The sequence below is a fragment of the Actinokineospora cianjurensis genome, from assembly GCF_003663795.1.
In the GTDB taxonomy this organism is placed as follows: domain Bacteria; phylum Actinomycetota; class Actinomycetes; order Mycobacteriales; family Pseudonocardiaceae; genus Actinokineospora; species Actinokineospora terrae.
On record NZ_RCDD01000009.1, the window covers coordinates 176,592 to 188,667 of the forward strand.

Annotated in this window: 9 protein-coding genes; 7 read left to right on the plus strand and 2 right to left on the minus strand. The window is 71.2% G+C overall.

Annotated features, from left to right (window positions below; all coding sequences use genetic code 11):
- Positions 1 to 212 precede the first annotated feature (212 nt).
- Genes CLV68_RS31550 through CLV68_RS31560 form a run of 3 tightly spaced genes read left to right on the plus strand, consistent with a single transcriptional unit; the run spans position 213 to position 2,567 of the window.
- Entirely contained in the window at positions 213 to 941 is a 729-nt protein-coding gene (locus CLV68_RS31550; protein WP_170224704.1) for a transporter substrate-binding domain-containing protein, read from the plus strand.
- Positions 938 to 1,810, plus strand: a complete 873-nt coding sequence (locus CLV68_RS31555) for an amino acid ABC transporter permease (protein ID WP_246010217.1) — start codon at positions 938 to 940, stop codon at positions 1,808 to 1,810. Before CLV68_RS31550 ends, CLV68_RS31555 begins: the two co-directional genes overlap by 4 nt.
- The gene (locus CLV68_RS31560; RefSeq protein ID WP_121394642.1) at positions 1,803 to 2,567 is read left to right on the plus strand and encodes an amino acid ABC transporter ATP-binding protein; all 765 of its coding nucleotides are present in this window, start codon (positions 1,803 to 1,805) and stop codon (positions 2,565 to 2,567) included. Before CLV68_RS31555 ends, CLV68_RS31560 begins: the two co-directional genes overlap by 8 nt.
- 490 nt (positions 2,568 to 3,057) lie before the next feature.
- Here CLV68_RS31560 and CLV68_RS31565 read toward each other — a convergent pair whose 3' ends face one another.
- Both CLV68_RS31565 and CLV68_RS31570 read right to left on the minus strand, forming a co-directional pair.
- Positions 3,058 to 4,986, minus strand: a complete 1,929-nt coding sequence (locus CLV68_RS31565) for a helix-turn-helix domain-containing protein (RefSeq protein ID WP_170224705.1) — start codon at positions 4,984 to 4,986, stop codon at positions 3,058 to 3,060.
- 233 nt (positions 4,987 to 5,219) lie between these two features.
- Complete coding sequence (locus CLV68_RS31570) at positions 5,220 to 6,647, minus strand: MFS transporter (protein ID WP_121394644.1); 1,428 nt, start codon at positions 6,645 to 6,647, stop codon at positions 5,220 to 5,222.
- 358 nt (positions 6,648 to 7,005) lie between these two features.
- Here CLV68_RS31570 and CLV68_RS31575 point away from each other — a divergent pair, with 358 nt between their 5' ends.
- From CLV68_RS31575 to CLV68_RS31590, 4 genes are all read left to right on the plus strand, one after another.
- Positions 7,006 to 7,485 (plus strand): MarR family winged helix-turn-helix transcriptional regulator, encoded by a 480-nt coding sequence (locus CLV68_RS31575; protein WP_425454892.1) that lies wholly within the window; start codon positions 7,006 to 7,008, stop codon positions 7,483 to 7,485.
- Between the two features lie 272 nt (positions 7,486 to 7,757).
- The gene (gene car / locus CLV68_RS31580) at positions 7,758 to 11,165 is read left to right on the plus strand and encodes a carboxylic acid reductase (protein WP_281274718.1); all 3,408 of its coding nucleotides are present in this window, start codon (positions 7,758 to 7,760) and stop codon (positions 11,163 to 11,165) included.
- A gap of 37 nt (positions 11,166 to 11,202) precedes the next feature.
- On the plus strand, positions 11,203 to 11,910 hold the full coding sequence (locus tag CLV68_RS31585; protein WP_121394645.1) for a methyltransferase: 708 nt from the start codon (positions 11,203 to 11,205) through the stop codon (positions 11,908 to 11,910).
- Positions 11,907 to 12,076: S-adenosylmethionine synthetase N-terminal domain-containing protein (locus tag CLV68_RS31590; RefSeq protein ID WP_425454893.1), on the plus strand; the 170-nt coding region annotated here is incomplete at its 3' end. The genes CLV68_RS31585 and CLV68_RS31590, both read left to right, overlap by 4 nt.

Sequence of the window (12,076 nt, forward strand, 5' to 3'; positions counted from 1 at the left end):
CTCTGGGACGCGCTCGTCGACTGCGGCATCTGGGGATAGGGCGGCCCTTGTGGACAGGATCCGACGGGTTGCGGAAACTGCGGCGGGCGCGGGCTGTGGTGCTCGGGCTGGTGGGGGTGTTGGCGGCCGGGTGCCTGTCGGTTCGGGCGGCTGGTGGGCCTACGGCGGATGGGGGGCAGGGGGTTGCTGTCGGGAGTGGACAGACGGTTCGGGTGGCGGTGTTCAACAACTACCCGCCCGCGGAGTTCACGGCCGCAGGGCGGTTGACCGGGTGGATGATCGAGTTGTTGGAGCCGATCGCGCGGGAGACCGGGTTGCGGTTCGACGTGGTGCCGGTCAACAACTTCAGCACGATCATCCCCGGGCTGCAGAGCGGGCGGTTCGACATCGCCGCGGCGAACCTGACCGTGTCGGCCGAGCGGGTCGGGATCATCGACATGGTCACCGTGGACGCGGTCGGCACCGGGTTCTCGTCGGCGGCGGCCAGTGGCGTGCGGATCCGGTCGGGCGCCGACCTGTGCGGGCGCGCGGTCGCGGCGCTCGCCGGGTCGGTCTACGAGCCGCAACTCAAGGCGGTCAACGAGGAGTGCGCGGCCACCGGCGCACCACCGGCGCGCAGCAGTCTCTACCCCGACAGCAGTGCCGCCGTGCTCGCGGCGGGGACCGGCCGAGCGGACGTGTTCATGGGGTCCTACTCGGAGGTCGTGCACTCGGCGCGGGAATCGGGGCAGTTGACCGTGCAGCCCTACCAGTTCGCGCGGCTGCCCGAGGCGATCGGCTTCCCGAAGGGCTCGCCGCACACGGAGAAGGTGCGTGCCGCGGTGAACCGGCTGATCGCCGACGGCCGGTACCGGGCCGTGCTCGACAAGTGGGGCATGGTCGACATCGCCATCCCCGAGTCCCGGCTCAACCCCGCCGTCGACCCGATGGGGGACCAGTGACCACCGAGACCCGGCCACCCGCCGCGCCACCAGGAGTCGACACCAGTAGACGAACCAGGGCGCCGTTGCACCTCGGCTGGTGGCTGGCCGCCGCCGTGGTCGGGTTGACGCTGCTCAACATCGGCAGCGTGGTGGTGCGCAGCCCGAACCTGGACTGGTCCGTCGTGTGGGAGTACTTCCTGTCCACCGACGTGCTGGCCGGGCTCGCGCGCACGGTCGAGCTGACCGCCATCGCCATGGCGTGCGGCATCGTCGGCGGGTTGGTGCTCGCGGTCATGCGGCTCTCACCGGTGCCGGTGGTGTCTGCGGCGGCCAAGGCGTACGTGTGGTTCTTCCGCGGCACACCGCTGCTCGTGCACATCCTGTTCTGGTACAACCTGGCCGCGCTCGTGCCCGCCATCGCGGTGGAGATCCCGTTCGGCCCGACCCTGTTCGAGGTCGACACCAACGACCTCATCACCCCGCTGCTCGCCGCCGTGATCGCGTTGGGGCTCAACGAGGCCGCGTACATGGCGGAGGTCGTGCGCGGTGGTCTGCTGTCGGTCGACCCCGGGCAGACCGAGGCCGCGAAGGCGCTCGGCATGACGCACCGGCAGACCCTGCGCCGCGTGGTGGTGCCGCAGGCGCTACGGGTGGTCATCCCGCCCACCGGCAACCAGGTGATCAGCATGCTCAAGGCATCGGCGCTGGTCAGCGTCACCTCGACGCCGGAGCTGCTGTACTCGGTGCAGGTCATCTACAACAACAACTTCAAGACGATCCCGCTGCTGGTTGTCGCCAGCGCCTGGTACCTGGTCGTCACCAGCGTGCTCTACGTCCTGCAACACCACCTGGAACGCCGGTACTCGCGGGGGGCTCGACGTGGGTGAGACCGTGCTGCGGCTGCGCGACGTGCACAAGAGCTACGGCAGGCAAGAGGTCCTGCGCGGCATCGACCTCGACGTGGCCGAGGGCGAGGTGGTGTGCCTGCTGGGGCCGTCCGGGTCCGGCAAGAGCACGCTGCTGCGCACCATCAACCACCTCGAACCGCTCGACCGCGGCGCGGTGTTCCTGCGCGACGAACTCATCGGCTACCGCGAGTCCGGCGGCCGCCTGGTCGAACTGGGCGACCGCGAGCTGGCCGGGCAGCGCGCCCGGTTCGGCATGGTGTTCCAGGGCTTCAACCTGTTCCCGCACATGACGGTGCTGGAGAACGTGGTCGAGGCCCCGATCCGGGTGAGGCGCGAGTCCGTGGCCACCGCCCGCACCCGCGCCGTCGACCTCCTCACCTCCGTCGGCCTGGCCGACCGCGCCGACGCCTACCCCCGCCACCTCTCCGGCGGCCAACAACAACGCGTCGCCATCGCCCGCGCCCTCGCCATGTCCCCCGCCGTCCTCCTGTTCGATGAACCCACCTCCGCCCTCGACCCCGAACTCGTCGGCGAGGTCCTCGACGTCATGCGCCACCTCGCCGCGGGCGGCATGACCATGCTCGTCGTCACCCACGAGATCACCTTCGCCCGCGACGTAGCCGACCGCGCCGTCTTCCTCGACCACGGCACCATCATCGAACAAGGCCCCGCCGCGGACGTCTTGGAGCGGCCTCGGGAGCGGCGGACCAGGGAGTTCCTCACCCATGTCCGGTGAGGTCCCGGCGTCCTCGGTCGGCGGGGTAACGGTCTGCTCCTCGCCCCCAACCGGCGAGGTATCACCCGCCTGCGTCGGTGACCGGAGTCGTCTGGTCACCGACGAGTCCGCGGACGCGTTGCGGCGCCAGGTAGATCGTCACGTGCCGTGGGCCCGCGTAGGTCCGTGGTCTGGACCGCTCGCGGACCCGCCGTGGTGGCGGCGCGAACTCGATCGCCCGCACTCTCCCACGCCCGGCGCAGCGTCGTTCGCCCCCTCGCCCCTGCTGGAGACGCGCCAGTCACACCTCCAGTGGCGGCAACGGCTCCTGCCGGGTCGCGCCGAGTCCGTCACTCGGGAGACAGCGAACAAGGCTCCGCCGCGGACGTCTTGGAGCGGCCTCGGGAGCGGAGGACCAGGGAGTTCCTCACCCATGTCCGGTGAGGCCCCCGCCCGCGAGGCTGGTGGACGTCCGGCAAGTGCCGGGGGACGGGGTTGTTCGCCGCTGGGGTCAGGGCGTGGCGTCGGGGGTGGTGGGGTCGGTGAGGAGTTCGCGGACCTTGAGCAGGCGCAGGGCGAGTTGGATTTCCAGGGCGCGGGCGGGTTTCTGCCAGTCCGGGCCGAGGAGGTCCTTCACGCGGTCGAGGCGGCGGGTGACGGTGTTGGTGTGGACGTGGAGGCGTTCGGCGGCGTAGGTGGGGCTGGCGCCTGCTTCGAAGTAGGCTTGCAGGGTGGGGATCAGGTCGGTGAAGCGGTCGCGGTCGTACTCCAGGACCGGGCCGACGACCTGGTCGATGAAGCCGCCGACGTCCTGGTTGCTCGAGACCAGGGAGCCGACGAAACCCAGCTCCCGCACCGAGGCCGCCCCGCCGGTCACGCCCAGCGCCACCACCGCCTCCAGGCAGCGCACCGCCTCCTGGTAGCCCGGGTACACCGACTCGGGCCCGGTGAGCGGACCGGCCGCGCCGACCGACACCGGAGCGCCCAGCGCCTCCGCCATCGCCGAGGACACGTCCCTGGCCAGGGCGCCTGCCTCGCTGCCGGGCAGCAGCATGATCAGGTGGCGGTCGCGGAAGCTGCGCAGCCCGCCCATCCGCCTGGTGTAGCCCGCCGCCCACGCGTTGGCCCGGCAGTGCTGCGCCGGGTCCGGTTCGGCGACCACCATCAGGTACGGCCCGGACAGGTCCAGCCCGATCCGCCGCGCCCGCTCGGCCAGCTGCCGGGGCAACCGGTGCTCCTCGCGCAGCGCGTCGTCGAGCAGCCGGTCGCGCACCTCGCCGTCGAGCCCGGCGCCCACCTTGTCCTGCCGGATGAACAGCACCGCCATCCGCGCGAACAGCCGCAGCCGCGACCGCCCCGCCGCCCCCAGCTCGTCCGGCACCCGCAGCACCAACGCGCCGACGTAGTCCCGACCACGGCACAGCGGCGCCACCCAGCTGCCGTCCGCCGTGCGCACCGGCTCGCCGCTGACCATGTCAAGCGCGAACGCCAGCGCCCCCGAGTCGTCCTCCCGCTCGCCACCGGCCGAGACCAGCAGGTCGCCGCCGGAGTTGTAGACGCTCACCCGCCCGCCGAGCGCGTCGGCGGCGAACCCGGTCATCGCGACCAGGTCCTCGTCGGCCAGCAGCATGTCCACCAGCCGCACCTGCAGGTCGCAGTACTCGCTGACCCCCTCGGCGGTCGTGTTGACCTGCCGCAGCCTCGCCTGCAGCTCCGCGGTCCGCGCCTGCGCGGCCAGCCGCTGCCCGGTGGTCTCCAGGTAGGCGCCCGCGAGCATGCCGAGCGACCCGATCAGCGAGCGCTCGTCGGCGGTGAAGTGGTGCACCTTGCGGCTGGCGACGTAGAGCATCCCGCTCGGCGGCTGCCGGGTCGAGGCGTGCGCCAGCGGGACCGCGATCATCGCGTGCAGCCCCTCGACCCTGGCGACCTCGCCGAACGCCGCGGTCAGCCGGATCCGCTCGTCGGTCAGCAGGTCGTGCGTGGCGAACGGGGCGGTGCTCGGCTGACCGGCCGCGGTGATGCCGTCCTGCGCGGGCAGCCGCAGCCCGACGCCGAGCCCGCAGGTGTGCCCGTCCGCGGCGCGCACCTCGACGTGGTCGCCGTCGAGCAGGGCGATGTAGGCCATGTCCATGCTCAGCAGGTGCCGCGCGCGCCGGGCGACCGCGTGCAGCAGGCCGTCGACCGACTCGTAGGGCACCGCGAGCTCCCTGGCCGCGTCGACCAGCGCCGACAGCCCCGCCTCCCGGCCCCTGCCGCGCTGGATCTCGGCGTGCACCCGCATCGCGCGCCACACCGCGGCCTTCATGTCGACCGCCGCGGTGCCGGTCACCGAGTGCCCCCGGTCGTCGAGCAACTGCTCGAACACATCCGCGGGCGCGCCGCTGGCCAGCAATTCCAATAACTCGTCGATACCACCGCTGTAGGCCAGCTGCGGGGACACAAAAGGGCCCATCATGAGGTCACCGCCCGCATTCGAGTTCGTGGCGGTCACCCGTTTGAACTATTAACCCGTACGGATGGCCGCGTCGCTTGTCACCGGTGTTGTTCGCCGCATCATCAGCCTATCGAAAATGTCCGTTGTGCGTTCGTCCGCCCGGTGTGGGAGACCGCACCCGGTGGGTGGGCGGCGCGAGTACCGCCCACCCACCGGACAGTGGTGTTCCGCTGGGCGAATCACGGGGTTTTCTTGCGCAGCCCCTGTGCGGCGAGCGTGAGCACCGCGAAGCCGAGGATCACCCACACGCCGGGGTAGAGGTCGCCCAGTTGGACGGCGGGCACGATCACCGCGGTCACCACCGCGAGGCCGAACGCGCCACCGACCTGCAGCGAGCTGTTGAGCAGACCGGCGGCCAGGCCCTGCTCCTCGTCCGAGACACCGTTGGTGCCCGAGACCATCAGCGCCGCGAGGCTCAGCGCGAAGCCGAAGCCCCAGATGACCGACACCGGCACCAGTACCGTCCACAGCGCGGGCTCCGGGCCGATGCGCAGCAGCAGCAGGTAGCACGGGATGAACGACACCAGGCCGACCATCAGGACCTTGTTGACCCCGAAGCGCTCCATCATGTCGCCGAGCTTGGGGCCGATCACCACCACCATCAGACCGGCGGGCAGCAGCACGAACGACATGTGCCACGGCTCCCAGCCGTTGAGGTTCTGCAGGTAGAGCGCCAGCACGAACTGGAAGGCCATCGCGCCGCCGTAGAGCAGGAAGGAGCTGACGTTGGCGGCGACGATGTTGCGGTCGCGGAAGATGCCCAACCGGATCAGCGGGTCGGCGACCCTGCGCTCGATGAGCACGAAGGCGACCAGCAGCGCGATCGACAGCGCGAACCCGCCGATGGAGCGCCACGAACCGAGGCCGACCTCCGGCGCGGAGACCACCGTGAACACCAGCAGCATCATGCCAAGCAGCAGCGTCAGCGCGCCGCCGATGTCCAGCCGGGCCCGCTCGGTGCGCGGCTGGTCCTTGGGCAGGTACTTCAGCGCGCCCAGCATCAGCAGCACCGCCACCACCGCGGGCAGCACGAACGTGCTCCGCCAGTTCACCGCGGCGAGCACGCCACCGATGAGCAGGCCGGAGGAGTAGCCGGATGCCTCGAACACGTTGAAGATGCCGAACGCCTTGTTGCGCTCCGGCCCCTCGCGGAACGTCGTCGCCAGCAGCGACATCGCCGCTGGCGCGGTGAAGCCCGCCGCGACGCCCTTGACGAACCGGGTCACGATGATCAGCAGCGCGTCGTCGGCGAACGCGCCGAGCAGCGAGATGACCGCGAACACGGCCATGCCGATCACGAACACCCGCTTGCGGCCGAACAGGTCCGCGCACCGGCCGCCCAGCAGCAGGAACGCGCCGAAGGCCAGGATGTAGGCACCGGGCACCCACTGCGCGGTCGCGGCGCTCACGCCGAACGCGGCCTGGATTTCCGGAATGGCCACCGCGATCATCGAGTTCTCGAGGCCGTCGAGCATGATCGCGCCGCTGAATATGAACAGCAGGATCCACTGGCGCGCCTTCCAGCGCACCGGACCGCCCGCTGCCGCAGGGGTCGCGCCCGCGTCGCCATCCCGTTTCTGCTCGTCGGGAGTCAAGCTGGTCGACATCTGATACCACCCTTCGAAGACCCCGGTCGGGGCACGGCGAGAACCGCCCCCGAATCAGTTGTTGGTCCGGGACTGAGTTGTGTTCACGTGGTGCCGGAATTGGACTCCGGCATTTGTCGGCATACCGCGGGTGCCGGCCCGGTCCACCCGGGGGGTCGGTCGGACCCGCTCCCGTCCCCGCCGTCGCCGGTCGGGGTGGAGCGGGCGGTCGCCTCGGCGCGGTCCGCCTGCTGTCCTGGCCTTGCCTCAGCCGGGTAACCTAGAGCTGCGCGCTTTACCGGCGTCCGAGATAGTTGCACACGCGCTATGTTGCACGCAGCTGATGATGCCGTATGCAAGCAGTTGGTCGCAAGGAGGGATGGTCTTCGTGGAGATCGCCGACGAGCTCGCCGAGACCAGGGCCCAGGGCTGGCGGACCCTGGCGGCCCTGCACGCCCGCATCGAGGACGCGTTGGAACGGGCGCTGCAGCGCGCCCACGACCTGTCGGTCAGCGAGTACAGCCTGCTCGACGTGCTGTCCAGGCAGGACGAGTTCTCCGGCTGCTACCTGCGGATGACCCAGCTCTCCCGCGCGGTGGTGCTGAGCCAGTCGGCCACCACGCGACTGGTCACCCGCCTGGAGCGGCGCGGGATGCTGCAGCGCTACCTGTGCCCCGACGACCGGCGGGGCATCTACACCGAGGTCACCCCCGAGGGCCGCGCGGTGCTCGAGCAGGCCCGCTCCACCCACGACGACTCGCTGGCCGAGGCGCTGCGGGCGGCCGCGGAGCTGCCGGAACTGGCACCGCTGGTCGACGCGCTCGCCGCGTTGCCCACCCTGCCGGCCAGGGCCCTGTAGGTCACTCCCGGTAACCCCGGACCCGAGGCGGGTCCGGGGCTCTCGCGCGCCCAGGGTCGGCGAGCACGGCCGCAACCTGCCGACGTGACAGATCCGGCGCCGGTTGCTGGGAGGCCGCCACCGGGCTGGGTAGCGTCGGTTGGCGTAACGGTGAGCGACACGCGCCGACGCCGAGGTCCGGCAGGGCGGTCGCCGTGCGATGCCGATCTGATCCCGACCGAGCACCGGGTCCCCTGGCGCCCCCACGCGCCCCGGGCCGCCCGGTGAGGCGAATGTGGAGACCCAGAATGCGCTTGACGCAGACCGTGGCAGCGGTGATGGACCGGTACGCCGACCGGCCCGCGGTGGGGGAGCGAGCCAGGGAGCTCACCCGCGACCCGGGCACCGGCCGGACCTCGCTTCGCCTGCTGGACCGGTACGAGACCACGACCTTCGCCCAGCTGTGGGCCAGGGTGCGCGCGGCCGCGACCGAGTTGCGGGTCCAGGACGCGCACGCGATGGCGCCGGGGGAGCGGGTGGCGTTCCTCGGATTCGCCAGCCGCGACTACACGACCCTGGACCTCGCCTGCGTCCTGCGCGGCGCGGTCACCGTCCCGCTGCAGACCAGCGCGCCGTTCGGGCAGTTGGCGGCGATCGTCGCCGAGACCGAGCCGACCGTGGTGGCGGCCAGCCTGGACCGGATCGACGTCGCCGTCGACCTGGTGCTCAGTGGCGCGTCGGTGCGCAGGCTCGTGGTGTTCGACTACCTGCCCGAGGTCGACGACCAGCGCGAACGGGTCGAGGCCGCGGCCGCCCGGCTCACCGACGCGGGCAGGGGAGTGGCCGTCGAGTCCTTCGCCGACCTCGTCGCCAGGGGCGCGGACCTGCCGGAGGCGCCGCACTTCGTCGCCGAGGACGGTGCCGACCCGCTGACCATGCTGGTCTACACCTCCGGCAGCACCGGCACCCCCAAGGGCGCCATGTACACCGAGAAGCTGGTCGGCGCGATGTTCGGCGGCGGCGGGTGGGCCGCGCTGTTCTCCGAGATCCAGGCGGTCACCTTCCACTACATGCCGATGAGCCACGTCGCCGGGCACTCCTCGGTCAAGAACACCTTGGCGCGCGGCGGGATCAGCTACTTCATGGCCAGCGGCGACCTGTCGACCTTCCTCGACGACATCGCGCTGGCCAGGCCGACGGAGCTGTCGCTGGTGCCCCGGGTGTGCGAGATGCTCTACCAGTACCACCGCAGCGAGGTCGACCGGCGCGTGGTCGGTGGCGGCGACCGCGAGCAGGTCGAGGCGCTGGTCACCAAGGACATGCGCGACCGCGTGCTCGGCGGCCGGATCGCCTGGGCCAGTTGTGGTTCGGCGCCGTTGTCGGATGAGCTGCGGGTCTTCATCGAGGGGCTGCTCGGCCTGGAGCTGCACATCCTCTACGGCGCGACGGAGATCGCGGGCGTCTCGGTCGACGGGAGGATGTTGCGCCCGCCGGTGCTCGACTACAAGATCGTCGACGTCCCCGAGCTCGGCTACTACCGCACCGACACCCCGCACCCGCGCGGCGAGCTGCTGATCAAGACCGACTCGGTGATCCCGGGTTACTACAAGCAACCCGAGGTCTCCGCCACCCTGTTCGACGCGGACGGCTACTACAAGACCGGGGACATCGTCGCCGAGGTCGAGCCCGACCGGCTCGCGATCCTGGACCGGCGCAACAGCGTGCTCAAGCTATCCCAGGGCGAGTTCGTGGCGTTGCCCAGCCTGGAGGCCACGTTCGGCACCAGTCCGCTCGTGCGCCAGATCTTCGTCTACGGCAACAGCGCCCGCTCCTACCTGCTCGCCGTCGTTGTCCCCACCCCCGAGACGCTGGAGCGCTACGGCGCCGCCTCGATCGCGGTCAAGGAGCGGCTGAGCGAGTCCTTCCAGGCCGTGGCCAAGGAAGCGGGCCTCAACTCCTACGAGATCCCGCGCGAGTTCCTCGTCGAGACCGAGCCGTTCAGCCAGGCCAACGGCCTGCTCTCCGACCACCGCAAACTCCTGCGCCCGCAGCTGTTGGAGCACTACCGCGAGCGGCTCGAAGACCTGTACCGGAGCATCTCCGACCGCGAGTCCGAGGAACTGCTCGACATCCGCCGCACCGGTGCCGGGCGGCCGGTGCTGGAGACCGTGCAGCGGGCCGCGCGCGCCCTGCTGTCGGGCTCCGAGGTCGACCCGGACTCGCACTTCCGCGACCTGGGTGGCGACTCGCTGTCCGCGGTGCCGTTCGCCACCCTGCTCAACGACATCTACGACATCCAGGTCCCGATCGACGTGCTGGTCAGCCCGGCGACCGACCTGCGCCAGTTGGCCGAGTACATCCAGGCCAAGCGCGAGTCCTCAGTGGACCGACCGACCTTCGCCGCGGTGCACGGCGACGCCACCGACGAGGTCCACGCCAGTGACCTGACGCTCGACAAGTTCCTCGACGCCGACCTGATCACCGGCGCACGCGCGCTACCACGAGCCGAGGCGGACCCGAAGGTCGTGCTGCTCACCGGTGCCAGCGGCTACCTGGGCCGCTTCCTCGCGCTGGAGTGGTTGCGGCGCCTGGCACCTGTCGACGGCAAGCTGGTGTGCGTGGTGCGCGGCAAGGACGCCGCGGCGGCGCGAAAGCGTTTGCTGGCCGCGTTCGACACCGGCGACGACGAGTTGGTCGCCACCGTCGACGGCCTGGAGCCGCACCTGGAAGTGCTCGCGGGCGATATCGCGGAACCGCGGCTGGGTCTGGACCAGCCGACCTGGGACCGGCTCGCCGCCGAGGTCGACCACATCGTGCACGCGGGCGCCCACGTCAACCACGTGCTGCCCTACAACCACCTGTTCGAGGCCAACGTCGTCGGCACGGCCGAACTGGTCCAGCTGGGCATCACCGCCAGGCTCAAGCAGTTCACCTACGTCTCCAGCGTCGCCGTCGCCACCTCCCGCGCCGGAGAACCCCTCGGCGAGGACCCCGACGTGCGTGACGCGCTGCCGACGCAGCCGGTCCACGAGGGCTACGCGGGCGGCTACTCGACCAGCAAGTGGGCCGGTGAGGTGCTGCTGCGCGACGCGCACGAGCTGTGCGGGCTGCCGGTCACGGTGTTCCGGTCGAACATGATCCTCGCCCACCGCCGCTACGCCGGGCAGCTCAACGTGCCGGATGTGTTCACCCGGTTGCTGCTCAGCGTCCTGGCCACCGGGATCGCCCCGAGGTCGTTCTACGGCAACGACGGCGACGGCGGCTCGCACTACGACGGCCTGCCGGTCGACTTCACCGCCGCCTCGATCGTCGCGCTCGGCCCATCCGCCGGTGCCCACGGCTACCGCACCTACAGCCTGGTCAACCCGCACGACGACGGCGTCTCCCTGGACACCGTCGTCGACTGGCTCACCGAGGCGGGGCACCGGATCGAGCGGATCGCCGACTACGCCGACTGGGCCCGCCGCTTCGAGACCGCGCTGCGCGGCCTGCCCGAGGCCAGGCGGGCGCACTCCGCGCTGCCGCTGGTGCACCGCTTCGCCGACCCGGAGCCGGTCGTGCGCGGCTCGGCCATCCCGTCCGAGCGCTTCCGCGCCGCGGTGCTGGCCGGGGGCGTCGACCTCGGCGGCGACATCCCCGGGCTCACGCGCGACTACATCGCCAAGTACGCCGCCGATCTCCGGCGCCTGCTCGCGGTATGACCAGCGCGAGCCCCCTGACCCGCCCAGGAGGAGAACGATGAACCAGCCGTCAGCGACCTTCGACGAGCGCTACCGCGTCGGGCGCAAGCTCGTCGACGAGCTCGGCCCGGAGGGCAACACCCAGCCGAGCACCTTCGAGCTGCTCGGCCTGGAGTGGGACGTGGTGCCCGGCTGCTACGCCCCGCACCCCGGCACCGGCACCGAGTACTACACGACCGCCATCCCGTACCCGCTCGGCGGCAGCTTCCTGGAGATCGGCTGCGGCGCGGGCGTCACCGCCGTCTGGGCTGCCCTGCACGGCTGCGCGCACGTCACCGCCACCGACATCACCGACACCGCGGTGGCCAGCGCCGCGCTCAACGTCGAGCGGCACGGGATCGCCGACCGCGCACACGTGCGGAAGAGCGACGTGTTCGCCGACCTGGACCCGGATGCCAAGTACGACACGGTGTTCTGGAACTGCAGCGTGTTCGAGGCGCCGCGCGACTTCGAGTTCACCCAGGACTTCGAGTGGGCCATCTTCGACCCCGGCTACGCCGCGCTCGGCCGCTACCTCGCCGAGGTGCCCGACCGGCTGCTGCCCGGCGGCCGCGCGCTGGTCACCTTCAACACCCTGGGCGACTTCTCCCGGGTGGCCGGGCTGGCCGAGGACAAGGGCGTCGCCCTGTCGCTGCTCGACAGCTCCAGCCGGGTGCTCGCCGGTGAGCAGGTCACCTACAAGGTCTTCGAGATCGTCCGCCGCTGACCGGCCGCGCGCCGCCCACGAGAGGGAGAGCAGTGTCCACACGCTTGTTCACGTCCGAGTCGGTCACCGAGGGCCACCCGGACAAGATCTGCGACGCGATCAGCGACTCGGTCCTTGACGCGCTCCTGGCGAAGGACCCGCGGTCGCGGGTGGCGGTGGAGACCCT